This window comes from Kribbella sp. NPDC051770, assembly GCF_040681455.1.
Lineage (GTDB): Bacteria > Actinomycetota > Actinomycetes > Propionibacteriales > Kribbellaceae > Kribbella.
The window spans coordinates 72602-93788 of record NZ_JBFAYT010000018.1; the positions used below are offsets into that span (position 1 = coordinate 72602).

Genomic DNA, 21187 nt, shown 5'->3' on the forward strand with positions numbered 1-21187 from the left:
ACGTCTCGTGAGCATTCCCGCCGACGGAATCGGCATGCACCTGTACACGATGCGCGACGTCCTGAAGGACGACTACTCCGGCACCCTGAACCAGCTGGCCGGGATCGGCTACCGGACCGTCGGCGTCAGCGGCCGGTTCGGCCACTCGGCCGCCGACATCCGGCGGTTCGCCGACGACGCCGGGCTGAAGATCGTGCTCGAGCACGTCGGCTACTCGCGGCTGACCGACGACTGGGAGGGCGCGCTCGAGGATGTGCGGACGCTCGGCGGAGAGTGGATCGTGGTCCCGTCGCTGCCCGACGAGCTGCGCACGCTGGACGGGTTCCGCGAGGCCGCGGCGGCGTTCAGCAAGGCCGGCGAGACCGCCAAGCAGGCGGGGCTGAAGCTGCTGTTCCACAACCACGGGCACGACTTCGAGGTCGTCGACGGGCAGGTGAAGTTCGACATCCTGCTGAACGAGGTCGAGCCGGAGCTGCTCGGTTTCGAGCTCGACCTGTACTGGGTGGTGAACGGCGGCCAGGACCCGATCGACTACTTCCAGCAGCACCCCGGCCGCTTCCCCGCGCTGCACGTCAAGGACATGGCCGCGGACGGTTCCTGGGAGGACGTCGGCGCCGGGACGCTCGACTTCCCGGCGATGTTCGCGCACGCGGACAGCGGCGGTGTGCGGCAGTGGCTGGTCGAGCACGACGCGCCGACGGATCCGTGGGTCTCCGCGCGAACCAGCTATCAATCCCTGGCGCAGATGCGGTTCTGACCGGCGTACGGCGTACAGTCGTCACTGGCAGTACGTGAACGGTCGCCGCCCGAGGTCAGCACGATCGTGCCACGGCATTCTGGGGACGTTGCTCTCCGGGCGCGATCTGTCACTCTGTGAGGGGGCCCTCACCACGGCGGGGTTCCCGTGAGGCCGCCGACGCCGTGACGCCGGAGCAGCGCAGTGCAGAACGAGCCCACCGTACGGTTGACGGCCGTGCGCCGTCTCTACGAGGTGAGTGCCCGGATGGGCGCCGGCCGGAGCCTGGCCGAGACCCTGCAGGCCGTCGTCGACGGGGTCGTCGACGGTCTCGGGTTCGGCATCGCCGTGCTGAACCTGCGGCAGCCGGACGGCAAGTTCGAGGTGATCGCAGTGTCCGGCTCGCCGGAGGCGCGCGAGGCGCTGCTCGGGACGGTGAGCGCCGCGGACATCTTCGACGGCGAGTTCGAGATCGCCGACGTCTGGGGCGGGCTGCGGTTCGTGCCGCACGAGCGGCTGCCCGAGGGTGAGGTGGTCGGCTGGGTGCCCGACGTACCGATCTCGACCGATCCGGACGCGTGGCACCCGCTGGACGCGCTGTTCGCGCCGCTGCACTCCTCCGACGGCGAGCTGGTCGGGATGCTGTCGGTCGACCTGCCCGAGGACCAGCGGCGGCCGGGGCCGGTGCACCGGGAGCTGCTGGAGATCTTCGCGACCCAGGCCGGGCTCGCGATCGACAAGGCCCGACTGACCGACCAGTTGCTCGCCGAGAAGGCCCGGCTGGAGGCGAGCGAGACGACGTTCCGGCTGGTCTTCGAGGGCGCCGGGAACGGGATGGCCACGATCGCGCTCGACGGGCCGGAGCGCGGCCGGGTGCTGCGGGTCAACGAGGCGTTCTGCCGGATCACCGGCTACACCGCGGCGCAGCTGGTCGGGTCGCCGCTGATGGACTACCTGGAGGACGAGAACGCCGGCCAGACCGAGCGCGAGGTCGCCGAGCTGACCGAGGGCCGCGGGCCGTACCGGTTCGAGCGGACCTTCCGGCGTACCGACGGCCTCGACATCTGGCTCGGCGGCACCGCCGCGATCGTTGATCAGGGCAACAAAGAGCAGCCGCGGATCGTGCTGATCCAGATCGACGACGTGACCGCGCGCAAGGAGACCGAGCGCGAGCTGCAGCACCACGCCGCGCACGACGCGCTGACCGGCCTGCCGAACCGGCGGCTCCTGCAGCACCGGTTCACGACGGCGCTGCAGCGGTCCCGGCAGAGCGGGCGGCGCGGGGTGCTGCTGTTCTGCGACCTGAACCACTTCAAGCTGGTCAACGACAAGTACGGCCACGAAGCCGGCGACCAGGCGCTGCGCGAGATCGCCGGGCGGCTGCTGTCCGCCGTACGGCACGGGGACACGGTGGCGCGGCTCGGCGGCGACGAGTTCGCCGTACTGGCGGAGGAGATCGACGGCGCCGACCTGGCCGCGCTGATGCGCCGGATCGAGGATTCGGTCAACCGCCCACTGACCGGGATCGACGTCCCGGTCACGACCAGCATCGGCACGGCGGTGGTCAGCCCGTACACCGCCGACCTCGACGAGCTGCTGCGCACCGCCGACCACGAGATGTACCAGGCCAAGCAGCGCAGCCGCGCGGCTAGGACCCCAGAGCAGTGAGCGCGTCGTCGGTGAGGCGGAAGGTCGTCCACTCCGACTGTGGGCGGGCGCCGAGCGCGACGTAGAAGTCGATCGCCGGAGTGTTCCAGTCGAGCACGGACCACTCGAGGCGCTCGTACCCGTGCTTGACGCACTCCTGGGCCAGTGCGGTGAGCAGCGCCTTGCCGAGGCCGGAGCCGCGCTGCTCGGGGCGGACGAACAGGTCTTCCAGGTAGATGCCGTGGACGCCGCGCCAGGTGGAGAAGTTCAGGAACCACAGCGCGCAGCCGACGATCTCGCCGTCGTGCTCGGCGACGTGCGCGAACACCGCCGGCGTGGGGCCGAACAGCGCGGTGTCCAGTTGCGTCGCGGTCAGCCGGCAGGCGTCGGGCTCGCGCTCGTACTCCGCCAGCGCGTAGACCAGCTCCACGATCGCCGGTACGTCGTCCGGCCGCGCGCGGCGGATCCGCTCATCGATCTGCATGAGGTCATCCTGCCTGGTCAACGCTCGATGCCGGGGTCAGACCTCGCGCTCGGGCGCCTTGGCCAGGCTCACGGTCTGCGGCCGCGGGGCGGACTGCTCAGCGGTCGGGCCGCTGCGGTGCGTGCCCAGGTTCTGGTACGTCGAGTTCTGCAGCGCGATCGCCTTCGCCAGCTCGGGGTCCACCGCGGCGGCGGCCGGCTGCTCACGGTCGACGACGATCTGGTCGAAGACCTGGACCAGCTGGCCGGGCTGCACCGTCCGGGTCTGCAGCGACTGCACCCGGGAGTCCATCGAGGCCTGGTTCCAGGCGTTCTTCTCGACCCGGTCGTAGTCGATCCGGTACGGCGCGCCCTCGGTCATCTGCTGCAGGAACAGCTTGGTGCTGGCGCCGTTGCCCTCGCGGAACGGGTGCGCGAGGTTCAGCTCCGCGTAGGCGGTGGCCGCGGTCCGGACGAAGTCCTCCCGGGAGATGTTCGGCCAGTCGACGCCGCGCATCTTGCTGCCGGTGTTCTCGATCCACTGCGGCGCCCAGCCGTGCTCGACGAACGGCTGGCCGTCCTTGACCAGGTCGACGTCGCGGGTCTGACCGGCCCACTCGTAGACGTCCTGGAACAGGTGCTGATGGATCGCCTGCAGGTGCGGCAGGTCGGAGGTGCGCGGGATGTCGACCTCACCACGCTGGAGCTCGCCCTGGCGCATCGCGCGGATCCGGTACTCGGCCGCGCGCAGCCGGTCCGCGTCGGTCAGGCCGAGCTTGTTGCGCAGGACGTTGCCACCGGGCTCGGTGAGCAACCGGTTCCACCGCTCGATCGGGGTCGGCTCCGGGGCAGGCTGCGTCACGCCTCACCCTCAGCCGGCTTGCCGACCTTCGCCATCGTGCGCCGGATGTACTCGGCGGCGTCGATCCGGCCGAGCTCACGGTCGACGAGGTCGGAGACGTCCTCGCGGTCCGGCTCCCACCCGTCCAGCCGCCCACTCGCCAGGGCATCGCTGACGCGCTGCTTCTGCGCGTCGTCCAGCGGCTCGAACAGTTCCGGCCAGCGGCGGGCGTAGCGGCACGGCTCGTACGTCATCTCAGCACTCCTGCGTGTTCGGTGGGCGGTGCCCAGCGTATCGAGCAGTTTCGTTCACTTCGGCGTCGCACCGGCGTCCGCGCGCCGTCATCCACCGGCTGAAGGCTGATCCGGACCCCCTCTCCCCGCTCCAGGAGGATCTGTGATGTCTGTCTCCCGACGGCGTTTTCTCGGGTACGGCGGTGCCGGCACCGCCGCGGTGCTGCTCGGCACCGGTGTCTGGGACGCCTCGACCACCTACGCCGTTCCCGGCCGGGCCGGCAACCCGTTCACGCTCGGTGTGGCCTCCGGCGACCCGAAGTACGACAGCGTGGTGCTCTGGACCCGGCTGGCCACCGACCCGTTCGCCGTCGACGGCAAGGGCGGGATGCCGAACAAGCCAGTCCGCGTCGAGTACGAGGTCGCGCTCGACGAGCGCTTCCGGTTCGTCGTACGGCGCTCCAGCGTGCTCGCGACGCCGGAGCTCGGGCACTCGGTGCACCCCGAGGTCCACGGGCTGCTGCCGGACCGCGAGTACTACTACCGCTTCCGCACCGGCCACGAGGTCTCGCCGACCGGCCGGACCCGGACGACCCCGCACCCGCTGACCACGCCGCGCAACCTGCGGTTCGCGTTCGCGTCCTGCAACGCCTGGCAGGACGGCTACTTCACGGCGTACGAGCACCTGGCGCACGAGGACCTCGACCTGGTCGTGCACCTCGGCGACTACCTGTACGAGTCGGGTGTGAAGACCAACAAGCGCGGCGTCGAGACCGACCCGCGGTTCCACACCGAGACGTTCGACCTGGCCCGGTACCGGCTGCAGTACTCGCTCTACAAGTCCGAGGCGCCGCTGCAGGCCGCGCACGCGGCACACCCGTGGATCCACACCTTCGACGACCACGAGGTGGAGAACAACTGGGCCGGTGATCTCTCCCAGGCCGACACCGAACCCGACCAGGACCCGGTGATCTTCAAGCAGCGCAGGGCGCAGGCGTTCCAGGCGATGTACGAGAACCTGCCGCTGCGGCACGAGCAGATGCCGTCCGGCCCGGACATCCGCTACCACCGGCGGCTGCCGTACGGCCGGCTGGCGGACTTCACCATCCTGGACACCCGGCAGTACCGCTCGGACCAGCCCTGTGGCGACGGCGACTCGTCGACCTGCGACGGCCGGTTCGACCCGGACAACACGATGCTCGGCGGCAAGCAGCGCAAGTGGCTGCTGGACGGCTTCCGGCAGTCGCGGGCCCGCTGGCAGGTGCTCGGCAACCAGACCCCGATGGGCCAGACCGACTGGACGCCCGGCCCGGAGACCCACGTCTGGCTCGACCCGTGGGACGGTTACGTTGCCGAGCGCAACAAGGTGCTGGCCGCCGCGCAGGACAGCGGCGTCCGCAACCTGGTCGTCATCACCGGCGACCGGCACCAGAACTACGCGCTGGAGCTGAAGCGCGACTTCGCCGACCCGGACTCGCGCACGGTCGGCACCGAGTTCGTCGGGACGTCGATCACCAGCGGCGGTGACGGCGCCGACAGCACCGACCAGGGCCAGCAGTTCCTGGCCGCGAACCCGCACCTGAAGTTCTTCAACTCCCAGCGTGGCTACGTCCGGGTGACCGTCGACGAGCACCAGTGGCGCTCCGACTTCCGCGTCGTCCCGTTCGTCAGCAAGCCGGACGCTCCGGTCAGCACGCGGGCGACGTACGTCGTCGAGGACCGGCGCGCGAACGTGCACCTGGGCTAGCCGCGGCCGTAGACCCCGAAGGCGTCGAAGGCGATCCAGGAGCCCTGGTCCTTGACGAGCTCGACCGTGTTCTGGCCGGGCCCGAACAGGGACCGGGGCAGCGGCCGTTCCAGGTACGCCGGCTTCAGCGGTGAGCCCGGGTAGGTGCTGTCGGCGATCAGCGAGCCCTTGGTGGCACCGGCCGGGAAGGTGAGCCGTTCCACCTCGCGCCCGTTCACCGACAGCACCGCCGAGCCCGGGATGGTCGCGTGCGAGTCGATCAGCCAGAGGGCGAGATCGAGGTCCCCGGCCGGTACGGCGTCCAGGTCGAACCGGAAGCGCACCCGGTGGTTCTTCGAGCCGGCCCACTTGTCCGACGGGCCGGGCAGTAGGTAGCACCAGTCCTGGTTCGGGACCGAGGTGCCGTAGGTGTAGTCGACGTCGGCCGGGAACGTCTTCGGGTAGTCGGCGCTGTGGTTCGGCGACAGGGCGAACTCGGAGCCCTTGCCGTCGTACTGGCCGACGCGCGCGATCGGGCGACCGGAGACGGTCACCGACGTCAGGTTGGTGACGGCCACGGCCGGCGACGGCGCGGAGGTCGCACCGGCCGCGTCGACCGTCACCACCCGGTACGTCCGGCGCACTCCGCTGAAGCCGAGGCCGCGGTGCACGAAGTGGGGGTACACGGTCTTGCCCACCAGCTCGTACGACGACCCGCCGGTGGCGGCGTACACGGCGTAGTGGTCGACCATCGTGGACCACGGGACCGCCGTCCAGTCCAGCGTGACCGCGCCGAGCTGGCCGCTGCCGCGTAGGTGGGCCGGAGCGGGAACGCGCTTCACAGTGCCTCCAGTCGGGGAGCGCCGGCCGGTGTCCGGAACCGCGCCACCGTCGTGGCGGCGGCGTTCGCGTCGGCCTCGATGTAGGGAACGGTGACGAACTCCGACGTCATCTCGTGCGGGGTGAGCGTCGCGTGCACGTAGCCGCGGCGGGCGTTGTAGAGCTTCACGTACGGGTGCCCGAGCCAGTCCTTGGCGTAGGCGTCGGTGTCCGCGCCGTCGCCGTCGGAGCCGATCGACGAGCAGACCAGCTCGACCCCGACCGTGCGCGACGCCGGATCGGCGAAGTCCGCCTTGAGCTCGGCCGCGACGTGCCGGTGGATGTCGCCGGTCAGAACGACCGGGTTGCTGGTCCGGCCGAACGCGTCGAGCAGCCGCCGCCGGTTCGCCGGGTAGCCGTCCCACTGCTCGATCCGGTCGTCGCTCACGGCGATGACGACGACGCCGTTCGCGACCAGGTTCCAGGTGGCGCGCGACCGGGTCAGGCCGTCGTACAGCCAGCGTTCCTGGGCGGCGCCCATGATCGTGCGCTGCTCGGCGAGCCGGTCCGCCTCGTCGACCGGCACCGGGTCGCGGTACTGCCGGGTGTCGAGCAGGTTGATCCGGGCCAGGTCGCCGACGTCGAAGCGGCGGTAGACCTGACTGTCCGGACCGCTCGGCAGGCTGCGGAGCGACAGCGGCAGGTTCTCGTAGAAGGCCCGGTAGGCGACCGCGCGCCGGTGCACGAACAGCTCCGGCGGGATGCCGTAGAGCGAGTTGTCGGCGCCGTAGTTGTTCTGCACCTCGTGGTCGTCCCAGATGTGCAGCCAGGGCGCGGCCGCGTGCGCGGCCTGCAGGTCCGGGTCGGTCTTGAACAGCGCGTACCGCAGCCGGTACTGCTCCAGGGTCTCGATCTCGACCCCGTGCTCGGGCCCGACGCTCACTCCCTGGCGCCACAAGTTGCCGCCAGCAACGATCCCGTACTCGTAGACGTAGTCGCCGAGGAACACGACGGCGTCCACGTCCCGGCGGGCCAGGTCCCGGTACGCCGCGAAGTACCCGTGGTACCAGGCCTGGCAGGACGCCAGCGCGTAGCTGAAGCGCGTGGCCCGGCCGGCCGGCAGCGTCTTGGTCCGGCCGACCGGGCTGATCACGGTGCCGGCCCGGAAGCGGTAGAAGTACTCGCGACCGGGCTTCAGGCCGCGGACCTCGGGGTGCACCGCATGCGCCAGTTCGGGGGACGCGATCGCCGTCCCGGTGCGGACCACCTTGTGGAAGCGCTCGTCCTCGGCGACCTCGTAGCGCACCGGTACGTCGTCCGGCGGCATGCCGCCGTGCCCGTCGACGGCCAGCGGCCGCGGCGCGAGCCGGGTCCACAGCACGACGCTGTCGGCCGTCGGATCGCCGGAGGCGACTCCGAGCGCGAACGCGCCGTCCGGGACCGGCCGGCGCGGGGTGGCGTCCGCGCTCGCCGGGGCCGCGACCCCGAACGCGACGGTGGCCGCGCTCAGACCGCTGAGTTGGAGGAAGGATCTGCGGGGCAGCTCGGCATCCATCGTCATATTCTTACTTGAGTTGATGGCAGCAGGTAACCCTTTGACTACCACTCGATGAATTCAGTACCACGGGTGATCACTGCCAGTGCGATTTCCTGTTGGTTTTCTGACCGCCGGTGCGGGAACTTGGAACGCATGGCTACCCACAAGAACCGCAGGATCGGTGACGTCGAGGTCAGTGCGATCGGGCTCGGCGGGATGCCGATGTCCATCGAGGGCCGTCCGGACGACGAGAGCCGGTCGGTGGCGACGATCCACGCCGCGCTGGACGCCGGGATCACGCTGATCGACACCGCCGATGCCTACCACCTGACCGCGTCCGACGTCGGGCACAACGAGTCGCTGATCGCGAAGGCGCTGGCGTCGTACGGCGGTGACACGTCGAACGTGCTGGTCGCGACCAAGGGCGGGCACCTGCGGCCCGGGGACGGATCCTGGACGCTGAACGGGTCGCCGGAGTACCTGAAGCAGGCCGCCGACGCGTCGCTGAAGCGGCTCGGGGTCGAGGCGATCGGGCTCTACCAGTTCCACCGGCCGGACCCGAAGACGCCGTACGCCGACTCGATCGGTGCGATCCGCGACCTGCTCGACGCGGGCAAGATCCGGCAGGCCGGCATCTCCAACGCGAACCCGGAGCAGATCAAGCAGGCGCAGGAGATCCTCGGCGGCCGGCTCGTCTCGGTGCAGAACCAGTTCTCCCCGGCGTTCCGGTCGAGCGAGCCGGAGCTGGAGCTGTGCGACGAGCTCGGCATCGCGTTCCTGCCCTGGTCGCCGCTCGGCGGGATCTCGAAGGCGTCGGATCTCGGCGAGAAGCACCCGGCGTTCCACCGGATCGCCCAGGAGCTGCAGGTCAGCCCGCAGCAGCTCACGCTGGCCTGGATGCTGGCCAAGTCGCCGCACGTGATCCCGATCCCGGGGTCGAGCCGACCGGAGACGATCCGCGACTCCTACGCCGCGGTCGACCTGGAGCTGACCGCCGAGCAGGTCGCGGAGCTGGACGCCGCCTAGGAATACCGCCGTCGGGGCGGGCGTTCGGAAGGATGTTCGCCCACCCCGACGGGAGGTCTGCTGATGGAAGACATGCGTGCGTTGAGCTACGGCCTCGGCCGGCAGTACTTCGAGGAGAAGGACTACCGCGGGGCGATCAAGGCGCTGAAGCCGGTCGTCGACGAGACGCCGGACGACGTGGGCACGCGGCTGCTGCTGGCCCGCGCCTACTACCACTCCGCGCTGCTGAAGCCCGCCGAGGAGCACCTGACCGAGGTGATCGCCCGCGAGCCGACCGAGTACTACGCGCACCTGATGATGGCGCGCACGCTCGAGCGGCAGTCACGGGCCGACGAGGCGGTCAAGCACCGCCGGATCGTGGCGGCACTGACCGGCGACGACAGTCACCTGGCCACGCACACTATTTGAGCGAGCGCTGCGCGGCGTACAGATCTTGTACGCCGGGCCGCGCGCCGAGCAGGAAGGTGCCGTTCTCCAGGTCGCCCTGGAAGTCGCGCGGCAACCCGCTCGGGTCCGACGTGAGCCCCTGCAGCCCGACCGTGAGACTGCGGGGTGCCACGTCGGCCAGCTGAATCGCGTACGGCGTACCGCTGGTGATCCGCACGTTCCAGTGCGCGATCCGCGCGCCGAACAGCGGCCCGGACGCCGCCGAACCGCCGACCCGCCCGTTGTTCACCAGCGTGATGTCGGTCCGCGCGTTCTCGAACGGCATCGCCCGGTGCGTGTCGAACGTGCCCTCGGCCATCCGGCCGCGGCGCCAGACGTTGCCCGCGGACAGCCCTTCGAGGTTGAGCCCGTGGTGCAGCGCGCCGGACGGCAGCGGCACCGTGAACGCCTCGATCTCGAACCCGTCGACCAGGTTGTCGTGGGCCTGCATCCGGCAGGCGAAGCTGTGGTGCGCCGACCGGCCGCCGACCACGACGTCGGTCAGCGTGACCGCCTTCGTGGTGGTGAACCCGAAGCCCAGGTCGCAGTTCTCGACGCGGACATCGTCGGCCCAGCAGTCGTGCACCGCCTGGAAGCACAGGCCGTTCGCGCCGGGATGGCGGTTGTGGATGGTCATCGGCTTCAGCTCGTTGCGGATGGTCAGCGACTCGACGCCGACGTCGTGCACGGTCGGGCCGATCTCGCGCAGCCGTGACGGCCAGCTCGGCCTGAGGTCGTAGCGCAGCGGCTGCGCGAGCTCGATCAGGCGGTCGCCGAGGATCTTCGCGATGCGGACCGGCCACTGCAGCGTCGCGTACTGGATGTACTGACCGGCCGACCCGGTGGTCAGCTGCGGCGCCTTGACCGGCCAGTCGTACGCCGCCGTACCGGGGACGTCGCCGGCCAGATGCTTGAGCACACCGGCGTCGGCCGGGTTGTCGGTCTCCAGTACGACGAGGTCGCCGGCCTTCAGGCTCGCGGTGCTGGACACGAGCAGCGTCCGCTGGCCGCGCGACGCGGCGCCGACCTCGGCGAGCGTGTCGCCGAGCAGCCAGCCCTCCGACGCGGCGAAGTCCTCCGCCTCCGACTTGGCCTTGCGCTCCGGCGCGATCACCCAGATCTGGCCGCCGGTCCACGACCAGCGGCTCTGCAGGCTCGGCTGAAGGTTCGGGCGGTAGCTCTCCTCGAGCGGCCGGGTGAAGTGCAGGATCGTGCGGTCCCGGCCGGAGCCCTTGAGCACGACGTTCGACCAGTGGATCCAGATCGGGGAGTCCAGGCGGTAGACGCCCGGCGGGACGAGGACCGTCGCGCCGCCGTGCGTACCGGCGTACTGGACGGCGGCGTTGAAGGCGGGGGCCGCGTCGGTGCTGCTGCCGGGGCGGGCGCCGAAGTCGGTGACCTTGACGACCTTGCGCGGGCGGTTCGGGCGTTCGCCGCCGCGGTAGCCGGCGTGGGAGATGTCGGGGATCAGCGGGTGCGTGCCGGGCGTCTCGGCCCACTCGGCGAGCAGTTCGGTGGAGGCGTCGCGTCGGCCGGACTGGCTGGCCTGGGCCGGGGTGCCGGAGAGTAGTCCGGCAGCTGGGATCGCGGCGGCGCTGCCCAGGACGAGGCGGCGGGAGAGCATCATGAACGAACTCCTCGGGGCGGAAGGGGTTTCGCAGGGTGGGACCAAGTTTCACTGGGCGGACCGGAATAGACAAGAGCTGGAAATAGTTCAATAATTAACTACCTACTTCGAGGAGAACCCTGATGCAGTTCGGCATCTTCAGCGTCAGCGACGTGACGCAGGACCCGACCACGGGCACCACCGTGTCCGAGGCCGAGCGGATCAAGGCGATGGTGACGATCGCGCTGAAGGCCGAGGAGGTCGGCCTGGACGTCTTCGCCAGCGGTGAGCACCACAACCCGCCGTTCGTCGCGTCGTCCCCGACCACCATGCTCGGCTACATCGCGGCCCGCACCTCGAAGCTGATCCTGTCCACCTCGACCACGCTGATCACCACCAACGACCCGGTGAAGATCGCCGAGGACTACGCGATGCTGCAGCACCTGGCCGACGGCCGGGTCGACCTGATGATGGGTCGCGGCAACACCGGCCCGGTCTACCCGTGGTTCGGCCAGGACATCCGCAACGGCATCCAGCTCGCCGTCGAGAACTACGCCCTGCTGCGCCGCCTGTGGCGCGAGGACGTCGTCGACTGGGAGGGCAACTTCCGCACCCCGCTGCAGGGCTTCACCGCGACCCCGCGGCCGCTGGACGGCGTCCCGCCGTTCGTGTGGCACGGCTCGATCCGCTCACCGGAGATCGCGGAGCAGGCGGCGTACTACGGTGACGGCTTCTTCCACAACAACATCTTCTGGCCGGCCTCGCACACCGCGCAGATGATCGGCCTGTACCGCCGCCGCTTCGAGCACTACGGGCACGGCGCCGCCGACCAGGCGATCGTCGGCCTCGGCGGCCAGGTCTTCATGCGGAAGAACTCCCAGGACGCCGTCCGCGAGTTCCGCCCGTACTTCGACAACGCGCCGGTCTACGGGCACGGGCCCTCGCTGGAGGACTTCACCCGCGAGACGCCGCTGACCGTCGGCAGCCCGCAGGAAGTGATCGAGCGGACGCTCGGCTTCCGCGAGCAGTTCGGTGACTACCAGCGCCAGCTGTTCCTGATGGACCACGCCGGCCTGCCGCTGAAGACGGTGCTCGAGCAGCTCGACATCCTCGGCGAGGAGGTCGTGCCGGTCCTGCGCAAGGAGTTCGCGGCGCTGAAGCCGGCGCACGTACCGGACGCGCCGACGCACGAGTCGCTGAAGACCGCGGCCGAGCGGGCGCACTCGCTGGAGTCGCTGTCCACGCCGGAGTCGGTCACGGAGGGAGTCGAGCGATGAAGGCGCTGCCCCGCCCCGCCGGCGAACGCACGATCGCGGTGGTGACCGCCGGGCTGACGACCCCGTCGTCGACCCGGCTGCTCGCCGACCAGCTCGCCGCCGCCGTCCGGGACACCCTGGACGGCCGCGGGGTGCCGCACCGGGTCGTCGTCATCGAGCTGCGCGACCACGCGCACGACCTGACCAACAACCTGCTCACCGGCTTCCCGTCGGCGGCGCTGCGCGAGGTGCTGGAGACGGTCGTCGAGGCCGACGCGCTGATCGCGGTCACGCCGACGTTCAGCGCGTCGTACAACGGGCTGTTCAAGATGTTCTTCGACGTGCTCGACGACAAGGCGCTGGTCGGCAAGCCGGTGCTGATCGGCGCGACCGGTGGTACCGAGCGGCACTCGCTGGTGCTGGAGTACGCGCTGCGGCCGCTGTTCGCGTACCTGCAGGCGGTCGTCGTACCGACCGGTGTGTACGCCGCGTCGTCGGACTGGGGGCCGCACGCGGCCGCGCTGAAGACCCGGGTCGAGCGGGCGGCGACCGAGCTCGTCGACCTGGTGACGCAGCGGCCGGCGACGGGTGCTGTCGACCCTTTCGCTAACCCGACGCCGTTCGAGGACTTGCTGAACAACTAGAAATGTCGAGGGCCGCTGACCGGATCCGATGTAGCGTCGGAAGGCCGATCAGCGGCCGCTCGTTCGTTCAGGAGTCCACATGAAGTACGTCGTACTGATCTACTCCAGCCCGCAGCCGTGGGGCCACCCGACCGGGGACTTCATGCCGGAGCACCAAGCCCTCCCGCAGGCCGAGCGCGACCAGCTCAACAGCTCCTTCGAGACGGTGCTGAGCGATCTCCAGTCGAAGGGTGAACTGCTCGGCGGCGAGGCCCTCGGCGACCCCGCGACCGCCAAGCTCTACCGCTGGTCCGGGCGCGCTGTGGTCACCGACGGGCCGTACTCGGAGTCGAAGGAGCACCTCGCGGGGCTGTTCCTGATCGACGTCTCCCCGGAGCGCGCCGAGGAGGTCGGCCAGGCCTTCGCCGGACCGGGCGAGACGGTGGAGATCCGCCCGATCCACTCGTTCGAGTGATGGCCTACTCGGGGTGCGCCAGGCGGTAGTCGGCCAGCGCCCGCGCGCGCTGGACCGACTCGTCGGCCTCCGCGGCGGACTTCGTCCGGTAGCGGACCTTGCGGTGCACGTCGTCACCGACCGACACCTGCAAGGTCCAGCCGGCGCCGAGCCCGCGGAAGACGAGGTGGACGAGTAGTCCGGCGGCGGCGAAGACCGGCATCAGCAGGCAGCCGATGCCGTCGCCGTCGTACGCGCCGGAGGCGATGTCGAAGAACCCGGAGCGCTCGATCCCGCTGACGATCTCCGGGTCGCTCACGGCATCAACTGGCCGCCGTTGACCTCGACGATCTGGCCGGTGACGTACGAGCTCATCGCGTCGCTGGCCAAGTAGAGGATGGTGCCGACGCACTCGTGCGGCGTACCGGTGCGGCCCATCGGGATCGTGCCGAGCATCGCCTTCAGCTGCTCCTCGCCGGTGTGCCGGTCGTGGAACGGGGTGCTGATCACGCCCGGGGAGATCGCGTTCACCCGGATGTTGTCGGGCGCGAGCTCCTTGGCCAGGCCGTGCGTGAAGGTGCTGACGGCGCCCTTGCTGGTCGCGTACACGACCGACCCGCCGCCTCCGCCGTGCCGGCCGGCGATCGAGGTGACGTTCACGATCGCCCCGCTGCCCTGCGCGCGGAACACCGGCACGATCCGGCGACTCATCGCGAACACCGAGGTCAGGTTCACGTCGATGATCCGGCGGAACTCGTCGTCCGGTACGTCGGTCACCGGCGAGCGCTTCACCAGGTCGCCGGCGTTGTTGACCAGTACGTCGATCCGCCCGTGCTTGGCCAGCACCGCGTCGATCAGGCTGGTCGCCGCCTCCGGATCGGCCAGGTCGGCCTGATGGACGGACCCGTCACCACCGGCCGTCTGCACGGCGCTGAGCGTGTGCTTCGCCCCGGACTCGTTCGCGTGGAAGTGCAACGCCACCGTCGCCCCCGCCTCCGCAAACCCGACGGCCGCAGCCGCCCCGATCCCACTACTGGCGCCGGTGACGAGCACAACCTGGTCCGAGAAGTCGAGAAATCGCATTCCCCCATCCTGCAGGACGACGCCCCAACCCGCCGACCCAGGCGAGCCCCCCAACCTCCATCCCGCCGAGGATCCCCCCAAGGTTTTGGGGCCGCCCGCTCTGGACTGAGGAGAGAGGGAGCGCAGCGACCGAACGACGAGGGAAGAGCGGGCGAAAAAGCCCCAAAACCCGCGGCGACGAAGTCGATGCCAAACAACACAGCCGGAGCACACCCCCCGAAGCCTCGGGACAGGCCGGTGAACACCATGCGCTCACACCCCCGGAGGTATGTTCGACGAATGGGTTACGACCTGGCGACGCTCGAGTTGCGGCGGTGGCGTGTGGCTGACGCGTTGCGCCTGACGGCGGCGCACGCAGACCCGGAGATGGCGAACCAGGGCGGTATCCGCGACACCGCAAGCGCCGTCGACTGGATCGGCCGGGTCGCCGATCTCGACAACGGGCACGTGTACGCCGTGGCCGACGCCGACGACCATCCCGTCGGCTGTGTCGCGGTGACCAACATCGACCGCCACCAGGTCGGCTGGACGTGGTACTGGACGATCGCCGCCGTCCGCGGCCAGGGCGTCGCCCGCGACTCGCTGCGCGCGCTCGCCGACTGGGCGCACCACGACGCCGGCCTTTACCGCCTCGAGCTCGGTCACCGGACGAACAACCCGGCCTCCTGCGGCGTCGCCGCGGGCGCCGGCTTCCTGTACGAGGGCCTGGAACGCGAACGCCTCGCCTACGACGGCACCCGGTACGACGTCGAGCGGCACGCCCGCCTCGCCTCGGACCCGCTGGAGACTCCGCAGCGCCCGGTCACCATCAACACCTGACGCTCAGGACGCCGCCGCACCCGTCGCCTGCAGGTGCTCCTTGCGCACGACCCACGCGCCCGCGCTGAGCAGCCCGACGAACAGCAGGAAGACCCCACCGAACGCGACCCGCATCACCGTGTCGTCGCTCGCCACCGCCATCCAGACCACGAGTCCCAGGAACAGCAAGGTCAGCGGCAGCATCAAGACCAGAGTCAGCACGGTCTGCCGCCGCGTCCACGCCTTCGGCGGCGCCGGCGTCCGATACTCCTTGACCGCCATCGTCCCGAACACGACGGTCGGCACGAGCCGGATCAGCGCGCTCACCCAGTTCTGCTCGACCAGCGCCGCCACCGCCGGCCCGAGCGCCAGCACCGCCACCACCGCGAACAGCCACGCCTTCGCCTTCATGACCGGATGGTAGATGCCCCCGGGTCCCCGCGGACAGGCGTTGCGGGAGGCGACCGGGGCCGGGAGCCCATACGGTTGGACCATGGGCAAAGGCAACCGGCTGTCGTTCTTCTCGTTGGTGATCGGTGGGGCGGCGGGTTTCGGGTTGCTGTGGATCACGCGGCGGGCCTGGGACGACTGCGGCGTCAAGCTCACCGGCCCGGTCGGCAACGGCCCGACGCTGCTGTTCGTCGGCCTGCCGGTCTCCCTGGTGGTCAACATCATCCTGTTCAGCGTCGTCTGGCGGGTGATGAAGAAGGGCGGCGGCGGCAAGTTCCTGATGCCGCTCATCGGCGCGCTGGTCGCGATCGCGATCGCCGACCTGGCCCTCTTCTCCTGGGCCGGTACGCCGGCCGGCCTGGCCGCCCCGATCTGCCCCGCCAACGTGCCCCCGTGGTGGCCGGAGTGGATCCCGACCTGAGTCAGCCCGCGGGTGGCGCGTACGACCGCCAGCGCTCCTCCACGACGTACCCGAGCACCTCGTACTTCATTTGCTGATCCCCAGCCGCCGCGCCAGCGCCTCCGCGTCGTACGGCGCGTGGACCTTCACGTCGTTGTCGAAGTACGCGTAGACCTCGCGCTGCCGGCGCGGCGCCGGGGTGCCGACGCGTTGGCCGTTCGTCGGTGTGCGTCCGCCGTGCCAGGTCTTGATGCGTCCGGCCCAGCGGTCGAGGGCGGCGTCGTCGTAGCCGCTGACGTACAGCTCGTCGGCGCCGTGCAGGCGCACGTAGACGAAGTCCGACGCCGTGACGTCGTCCAGCATCGGCCACTTCCCCGCCGTGTCAGCACACACCAGCCCAATGTCGTGATCGCGCAGCAGATCGACGAACCGACCGTGCTCGTACGACGGATGCCGCACCTCCAGCGCGTGCCGGACCGGCTGGTCGACCATTGCCTCCAGCAACGATCGGTCGTTCATCCGCTCGTCGTGCTTGCGCGCGAGCTTCGCCGCCTCACCCGTCGTCCGCGGCAGCAGCTCGAAGAATCGCGCCAGCCGGTCCTCGTCGTACCCGAGTGTCCCCGGCAGCTGCCAGAGCACCGGCCCGAGCTTTTCGCCGAGCGCGAGCACGCCCGAGGCGAAGAAGTTCGCCAGCGGCGTCGCCACATCCTCGAGCTTCTTCATCTGCGTGATGAACCGCGGCCCCTTGACCGCGAACACGAACCCGGGCGGCGTCTCGTCGTACCAGCGCCGGTACGACGAGACCTGCTGCAGCGCGTAGAACGAGCCGTTCAGCTCGATCGAGTTCAGCCGCCGCGACGCGTACTCCAGCTCGGCGCGCTGCGGCAGCCCGTCCGGGTAGTAGACCTTGCGCCAGGGCGCGTACCGCCACCCCGAGATCCCGATCCGGTACGGACTTTCCGGCCAGCGCTCCACCAGTGACTCAGCCGAGCTTGCGCAGCAGCGGTACGACGTCCTCGGTGAGCTGGGTCAGGAAGCGCTCCTGGTCGTGGCCGGGCCCGTGCACCACGAAGTGGTTGAAGCCCGCGTCCAGGTACGGCTGGAACTGGCGGACGACCTCTTCGGGGTCGGAGGCGACGATCCAGCGCTTGGCGACCTGCTCGATCGGCAGCTCGTCGGCGAGCCGCTCCATCTCAGTCGCGCTGTCGACGCTGTGCTTCTGCTCGGGCGTCAGCGACAGCGGCGCCCAGAACCGGGTGTTCTCCAGCGCGTGCTCCGGGTCGCGGTCGTAGGAGACCTTGACCTCGAGCATCCGGTCGACGTCCTCGAACTTCTTGCCGGCCTTCTCGGCGCCCTCGCGGACAGCCGGCATCAGCTTGTCGTTGTACAGCTCCATGCCCTTGCCCGAGGTCGCGATGAACCCGTCGCCCGCGCGGCCGGCGTACTTGGCGACCAGCGGTCCGCCCGCGGCGACGTAGATCTTCAGCGGCGTCTCCGGCCGGTCGTAGATCGACGCCTCGACGGTCTTGTAGAACGGGCCGTCGGAGCTGACCGTCTCCTCGGTCCACAGTGCCCGGATCAGGTCGACGGACTCGCGCAGCCGCGCGAACCGCTCCTTGAACTCGGGCCACTCGCGACCGGAGACGGCGATCTCGTTCAGCGCCTCGCCGCTGCCGACGCCGAGCATGATCCGGCCTGGGTAGAGCACGCCCAGCGTCGCGAACGCCTGCGCGATCACGGCCGGGTTGTAACGGAAGGTCGGGGTCAGCACCGAGGTACCGATCAGGACCCGGTTCGTGCGCTCACCGACGGCGGCCATCCAGGCCAGCGCGAACGGCGCGTGGCCGCCCTCGTGCCGCCAGGGCAGGAAGTGGTCGGAGACGGTGACGCTGTCCAGCCCGAGCTCCTCCGCGCGTACGGCGTACTCGACCAGCTCGCGCGGCCCGAACTGCTCCGCCGACGCCTTGTACCCGATCCGAATGCTCACCCTGCTGCTCCTCCGTCGTAGTCGGTCCACCGAGTGACAACCCACGCGCCGCACGTTCTATGCCGCCACCGTACTGCGCGGGTGGGCCCGGTGATCGCGGAGGAGTCAGGGGGTCTGGGCCCAGATGTCGTTGATCACCCGCTGGGCCTGGGCCTGGTCGCCGGTGGCGACCGCCCCGACCAGCCACCAGCGGCCGGCCGGCCCGCGGAACGCGTGGCTCAGGGTCACCTGGTACCGCTTGCCGCCGGCGCCGAACCAGGTCCGGTCGCCGCGGGGCGTCGCCGGCGCGGTGGCCTTGAACTCCTTGGTCCAGTCCGCGTCGAACGCCGCCCGGCCGGCCAGGCAGGCCGCCCGCTCGCCGCACGGACGGACCGCGATCCGCAGGTCGACCTCGGCCTGGCCGGGATCGGAGCGGGTCAGCGCGCGGCGGTAGATCGTGGTCGAGGACTCCCCCGACCGGTCCTCGTCGAGCAGCGGCGGCCGGGGGAACCCGAACTCGAACGGCAGCTCGAGGATGCGGGTCGAGTAGACCTCCGGGCCCTTCGGGTAGACCGCGCCGACCAGACCGACGTACGGCGCGGGCTCGAAGCGCTGGCCACCGAGCGGCTTCGGCAGGCCCGGCGCGAGGACACCGGTCGGCAGCGCGCCCGGGCTGACCGCGGGCTGCGGCGGCGCCGCCGGCTCGACCTCGCTGGTCGCACTGCGCACCGCGGCCCCGACGGAGTACGCGACGCTGAACACGATCAGCACGGCGACCGTGGCCGCGCCGTACATCCACCACTTGGTCTTCACTTCGCCTCCCAGATCGCGCGGTCCGCGAGCGCCAGTGCGGCCTGCTCGGCCTTGTCGGGGTTCACCGGGTGGGCTTCGTAGTCGACCTGGACGATGACGTCGGCGTGCAGCACGACGACCGAGACCTTCCACTGCTCGCCACCGGTCCCGGCCACGCGCTCGGTGCGGGTCGGGTACTGCCGGCCGGACTCGAGCTCGCCGTTCTCCCGGTCGAACGCCTTGCGGGCGACCTCGTCCGGCCGGTACGGCGGCTGACCGCTGCCGGCGAGCTTCCCGCCGTACGGCGTGATGCGGACGTTGACGGTCGCCGCGGTGAAGGTCTGCTGGCGGCTCTCCTCGGCGACCGCGCGGCAGCGCACCTCGCCGGTACCGGTCTGCGCGAACTCCTCGGAAGATGCCTTAGGCAACATTCCGGCGATGCTGCCGAGCCGCTGGCACAGGTCGTCCGGAAGCTTGCGGGCGGCCGCGACGTCGTCCTCGTGCACCGGCTGCCCGGCCGCGAACCCGATCCCGAGCCCTGCGATCAACGCCACCCCGGACGCGATCAGCGCCCCGCGCACCACTCCACTGCTCCAGACCCCAGCCACCTGGAAGCTCCCTTTCGACCGCCCGACAACGCGGCTTAGACGAGCGCGACCAGGGTCTGGTTCCGTCTCAGCCGAGCAAAGTTCTGACGGTGCCGCCGGACTCGCTCAGCTTCGAGCCGAGACCCGACAGCGCCTCGCCGACCGACGCGAGGATCCCCGAGAGGTCCTGCAGGTTGCCGGCCAGGCTCTCGATCTCGGTGGCGACACCGCTGACCTGGCCACTGCCGTCGTTCAGCCGCTTGGCCGCCGCGTCGCCGATGCCGGGGATCTTGTCCAGCTCGCCGGCCAGCCCGGACAGCATCCCGGCCGCGTCCTTCAGCCGGTCGCGGGCCGCGTTCATCGTGGTGGCGCTGCCGCTGAGCGCCTTCCGCGCGCCGCCCTCACCGTCGTCCCCGACCAGCGCACCGGCCGCCTTCGCCGCCTGCTCCCCGGCCTCGGCCAGCCCGCCGCCGATCGTCTTCAGCAGGTCCGGCAGCTTGCCGATGAACCCGAGCGCGTCGTCCGGCAGCTCCTTGACCAGCTTCAGCACCTTCTCGAAGTCGTCGGAGTTCTCCAGCACGAACCCGACGGCCTTCTTCACGTCACTGAGATCCCGCCCACCGAGCAGATCACCGATGTCCATGCCGGAAATGTAGTCCCGGCCCGCCGTCGCCCCCGATTAACACCCCGAGGCCGTCTCGTTGTATCGTTTTCGTCGTTGCCTGCGCTCGTAGCTCAACGGATAGAGCATCTGACTACGGATCAGAAGGTTGGGGGTTCGAATCCCTCCGAGCGCGCCAGCAAAGCCTCAGGTCACCAGGTGGACGACCTGAGGCTTTGTCGTTGCGGGGGTCAGCGACCGCCGCGGCCGCTGGCGTCGCGGACCTCGGGGGAGTCCCAGCGGCCGCCCTGCTTACGGGCGTTGTCCGCGGCCTTCTTGTGGCCCAGCTCCTCGAGCTTCTTCGGGACGGTGTTCTGAGCCCGCAGCAGGTCCATCGCCTTCTGCATCCCTCGCTCGTCCCGGCGTGCTTCGCGCTCTGCCTTGCCCATGCTCATCTCCTGTGCGACTCGAGGTGAGGCCCGTGCGTGACCTCGTACTTGTCGGGGAAGCTTCTCCCGTCGGGGGTTCAACGAGCCGTACGACGCGGGCCCTCGGCAACTGGTTCCAGGAGAGGATCGACGGATGGAGTACTTCGTCTACGGGCGGGACCGGGCCGGTGCGTTTGCGCTGAAGGTCGCGCTGACCGAGGAGCACTGGGCCTTCATGGACGCGTACGCCGGTGCGCTGATCGCGCGCGGGCCGACGCTGGCCGCCGACGACGAGGACGCCGAGACGACCGGCAGCCTGCACATCCTCGACGTACCGGACGCGGCCGCGGCCGCGCGGTTCGCGTACGACGAGCCGTACTTCCTGGGCGGGGTGTTCGACGAGGTCCTCGTACGCCGTTTCGACCGGCGGGTCGGCACCACGATGTGGGACTTCGCGAGCGCCGTACCGGGATGGACGCGGTACCTGCTGCTCGCGCTCGACGGCGTCGAGCGGGAACTGCCGGAGTCGCACGTGATCATGGCGGGCGCGCTGCTCGACGACGACGGGAAGCCGGTCGGGCAGGCGGCGCTCGTCGAGGCGCCGAGCGCGGACGAGGCGGCCGAACTGCTGCCGGGAGCGGAAGTGCACGTCTGGCGCTTCGGCGGCAGACCTTCCGACAACTAGACCAC

The 21187-nt window shown here is 70.4% G+C and carries 26 protein-coding genes and 1 tRNA gene; 12 read left to right on the plus strand and 15 right to left on the minus strand.

The window, feature by feature from the left end; translation table 11 throughout:
• Positions 1-7: 7 nt before the first annotated feature.
• Complete coding sequence (locus AB0M01_RS36875; RefSeq protein WP_363677202.1) at positions 8-757, plus strand: sugar phosphate isomerase/epimerase; 750 nt, start codon at positions 8-10, stop codon at positions 755-757.
• 216 nt (positions 758-973) lie between these two features.
• Positions 974-2404 (plus strand): diguanylate cyclase, encoded by a 1431-nt coding sequence (locus tag AB0M01_RS36880; RefSeq protein ID WP_363677203.1) that lies wholly within the window; start codon positions 974-976, stop codon positions 2402-2404.
• On the opposite strand, the gene AB0M01_RS36885 is transcribed toward AB0M01_RS36880, so the two are convergent.
• The 3 genes from AB0M01_RS36885 to AB0M01_RS36895 are packed head-to-tail and all read right to left on the minus strand — an operon-like array spanning position 2385 to position 3940.
• Complete coding sequence (locus tag AB0M01_RS36885; RefSeq protein ID WP_363677204.1) at positions 2385-2867, minus strand: GNAT family N-acetyltransferase; 483 nt, start codon at positions 2865-2867, stop codon at positions 2385-2387. The two genes, AB0M01_RS36880 and AB0M01_RS36885, sit on opposite strands and share 20 nt — an antisense overlap.
• 36 nt (positions 2868-2903) lie before the next feature.
• The gene (locus tag AB0M01_RS36890) at positions 2904-3707 is read right to left on the minus strand and encodes a Fic family protein (protein ID WP_363677205.1); all 804 of its coding nucleotides are present in this window, start codon (positions 3705-3707) and stop codon (positions 2904-2906) included.
• Positions 3704-3940 (minus strand): hypothetical protein, encoded by a 237-nt coding sequence (locus AB0M01_RS36895; protein ID WP_363677206.1) that lies wholly within the window; start codon positions 3938-3940, stop codon positions 3704-3706. Before AB0M01_RS36895 ends, AB0M01_RS36890 begins: the two co-directional genes overlap by 4 nt.
• Positions 3941-4085: 145 nt before the next feature.
• Between AB0M01_RS36895 and AB0M01_RS36900 the strand changes: the two genes are divergently transcribed.
• A complete protein-coding gene (locus AB0M01_RS36900; protein ID WP_363677207.1) occupies positions 4086-5666 on the plus strand; it encodes an alkaline phosphatase D family protein in 1581 nt (526 codons plus the stop codon).
• Here AB0M01_RS36900 and AB0M01_RS36905 read toward each other — a convergent pair.
• Both AB0M01_RS36905 and AB0M01_RS36910 read right to left on the minus strand, forming a co-directional pair.
• Complete coding sequence (locus AB0M01_RS36905; RefSeq protein WP_363677208.1) at positions 5663-6487, minus strand: polysaccharide lyase family protein; 825 nt, start codon at positions 6485-6487, stop codon at positions 5663-5665. The genes AB0M01_RS36900 and AB0M01_RS36905 overlap by 4 nt on opposite strands.
• A complete protein-coding gene (locus AB0M01_RS36910) occupies positions 6484-8019 on the minus strand; it encodes an alkaline phosphatase D family protein (protein WP_363677209.1) in 1536 nt (511 codons plus the stop codon). Before AB0M01_RS36910 ends, AB0M01_RS36905 begins: the two co-directional genes overlap by 4 nt.
• Positions 8020-8154: 135 nt before the next feature.
• Here AB0M01_RS36910 and AB0M01_RS36915 point away from each other — a divergent pair, with 135 nt between their 5' ends.
• Both AB0M01_RS36915 and AB0M01_RS36920 read left to right on the plus strand, forming a co-directional pair.
• Positions 8155-9027, plus strand: a complete 873-nt coding sequence (locus AB0M01_RS36915; RefSeq protein ID WP_363677210.1) for an aldo/keto reductase — start codon at positions 8155-8157, stop codon at positions 9025-9027.
• A 63-nt stretch (positions 9028-9090) separates the two neighbouring features.
• Positions 9091-9435 (plus strand): tetratricopeptide repeat protein, encoded by a 345-nt coding sequence (locus AB0M01_RS36920; RefSeq protein WP_363677211.1) that lies wholly within the window; start codon positions 9091-9093, stop codon positions 9433-9435.
• On the opposite strand, the gene AB0M01_RS36925 is transcribed toward AB0M01_RS36920, so the two are convergent.
• Positions 9428-11080: a glycosyl hydrolase family 28-related protein gene (locus tag AB0M01_RS36925; RefSeq protein WP_363677212.1), complete on the minus strand. Its 1653-nt coding sequence runs from the start codon at positions 11078-11080 to the stop codon at positions 9428-9430. The two genes, AB0M01_RS36920 and AB0M01_RS36925, sit on opposite strands and share 8 nt — an antisense overlap.
• A 122-nt stretch (positions 11081-11202) precedes the next feature.
• Between AB0M01_RS36925 and AB0M01_RS36930 the strand changes: the two genes are divergently transcribed.
• The 3 genes from AB0M01_RS36930 (at position 11203) to AB0M01_RS36940 (ending at position 13413) form a co-directional block, all read left to right on the plus strand.
• Positions 11203-12336 carry an LLM class flavin-dependent oxidoreductase gene (locus AB0M01_RS36930; RefSeq protein ID WP_363677213.1) on the plus strand — a complete coding sequence of 378 codons (1134 nt, stop codon included), beginning with the start codon at positions 11203-11205 and terminating at the stop codon, positions 12334-12336.
• The gene (locus AB0M01_RS36935) at positions 12333-12959 is read left to right on the plus strand and encodes an FMN reductase (protein ID WP_363677215.1); all 627 of its coding nucleotides are present in this window, start codon (positions 12333-12335) and stop codon (positions 12957-12959) included. The genes AB0M01_RS36930 and AB0M01_RS36935 overlap by 4 nt, the downstream gene beginning before the upstream one ends.
• A 79-nt stretch (positions 12960-13038) precedes the next feature.
• Complete coding sequence (locus AB0M01_RS36940; RefSeq protein ID WP_363677217.1) at positions 13039-13413, plus strand: YciI family protein; 375 nt, start codon at positions 13039-13041, stop codon at positions 13411-13413.
• Positions 13414-13417: 4 nt separating this feature from the next.
• Here AB0M01_RS36940 and AB0M01_RS36945 read toward each other — a convergent pair whose 3' ends face one another.
• Positions 13418-13711 (minus strand): hypothetical protein, encoded by a 294-nt coding sequence (locus tag AB0M01_RS36945; RefSeq protein WP_363677218.1) that lies wholly within the window; start codon positions 13709-13711, stop codon positions 13418-13420.
• Positions 13708-14475: a glucose 1-dehydrogenase gene (locus tag AB0M01_RS36950; protein ID WP_363677219.1), complete on the minus strand. Its 768-nt coding sequence runs from the start codon at positions 14473-14475 to the stop codon at positions 13708-13710. The genes AB0M01_RS36945 and AB0M01_RS36950 overlap by 4 nt, the downstream gene beginning before the upstream one ends.
• Before the next feature lie 279 nt (positions 14476-14754).
• Between AB0M01_RS36950 and AB0M01_RS36955 the strand changes: the two genes are divergently transcribed.
• Positions 14755-15294, plus strand: coding sequence for a GNAT family protein (locus AB0M01_RS36955; RefSeq protein WP_363677221.1), 540 nt, complete (start codon positions 14755-14757; stop codon positions 15292-15294).
• Between the two features lie 3 nt (positions 15295-15297).
• On the opposite strand, the gene AB0M01_RS36960 is transcribed toward AB0M01_RS36955, so the two are convergent.
• Complete coding sequence (locus tag AB0M01_RS36960) at positions 15298-15684, minus strand: hypothetical protein (RefSeq protein WP_363677222.1); 387 nt, start codon at positions 15682-15684, stop codon at positions 15298-15300.
• Between the two features lie 82 nt (positions 15685-15766).
• On the opposite strand from AB0M01_RS36960, the gene AB0M01_RS36965 reads away from it, so the two are divergent.
• Positions 15767-16144 carry a hypothetical protein gene (locus tag AB0M01_RS36965; protein WP_363677224.1) on the plus strand — a complete coding sequence of 126 codons (378 nt, stop codon included), beginning with the start codon at positions 15767-15769 and terminating at the stop codon, positions 16142-16144.
• A gap of 66 nt (positions 16145-16210) precedes the next feature.
• Here the strand turns inward: AB0M01_RS36965 and AB0M01_RS36970 are convergent, their stop codons facing one another.
• The 5 genes from AB0M01_RS36970 to AB0M01_RS36990 form a co-directional block, all read right to left on the minus strand.
• Entirely contained in the window at positions 16211-17098 is an 888-nt protein-coding gene (locus AB0M01_RS36970; RefSeq protein WP_363677226.1) for a DUF72 domain-containing protein, read from the minus strand.
• 7 nt (positions 17099-17105) lie between these two features.
• Positions 17106-18110 carry a glucose-6-phosphate dehydrogenase (coenzyme-F420) gene (gene fgd / locus AB0M01_RS36975; protein WP_363677227.1) on the minus strand — a complete coding sequence of 335 codons (1005 nt, stop codon included), beginning with the start codon at positions 18108-18110 and terminating at the stop codon, positions 17106-17108.
• 105 nt (positions 18111-18215) lie between these two features.
• Positions 18216-18902: a hypothetical protein gene (locus tag AB0M01_RS36980; protein WP_363677229.1), complete on the minus strand. Its 687-nt coding sequence runs from the start codon at positions 18900-18902 to the stop codon at positions 18216-18218.
• A complete protein-coding gene (locus AB0M01_RS36985; protein WP_363677231.1) occupies positions 18899-19489 on the minus strand; it encodes a hypothetical protein in 591 nt (196 codons plus the stop codon). The genes AB0M01_RS36980 and AB0M01_RS36985 overlap by 4 nt, the downstream gene beginning before the upstream one ends.
• Before the next feature lie 67 nt (positions 19490-19556).
• Positions 19557-20111: a hypothetical protein gene (locus AB0M01_RS36990; protein ID WP_363677232.1), complete on the minus strand. Its 555-nt coding sequence runs from the start codon at positions 20109-20111 to the stop codon at positions 19557-19559.
• Positions 20112-20192: 81 nt separating this feature from the next.
• Between AB0M01_RS36990 and AB0M01_RS36995 the strand changes: the two genes are divergently transcribed.
• Positions 20193-20268: transfer RNA gene (locus tag AB0M01_RS36995), tRNA-Arg, on the plus strand.
• A gap of 52 nt (positions 20269-20320) precedes the next feature.
• On the opposite strand, the gene AB0M01_RS37000 is transcribed toward AB0M01_RS36995, so the two are convergent.
• Positions 20321-20518: a hypothetical protein gene (locus AB0M01_RS37000; protein ID WP_363677234.1), complete on the minus strand. Its 198-nt coding sequence runs from the start codon at positions 20516-20518 to the stop codon at positions 20321-20323.
• A gap of 133 nt (positions 20519-20651) precedes the next feature.
• On the opposite strand from AB0M01_RS37000, the gene AB0M01_RS37005 reads away from it, so the two are divergent.
• The gene (locus AB0M01_RS37005) at positions 20652-21182 is read left to right on the plus strand and encodes a YciI family protein (RefSeq protein ID WP_363677235.1); all 531 of its coding nucleotides are present in this window, start codon (positions 20652-20654) and stop codon (positions 21180-21182) included.
• Positions 21183-21187 lie beyond the last annotated feature (5 nt).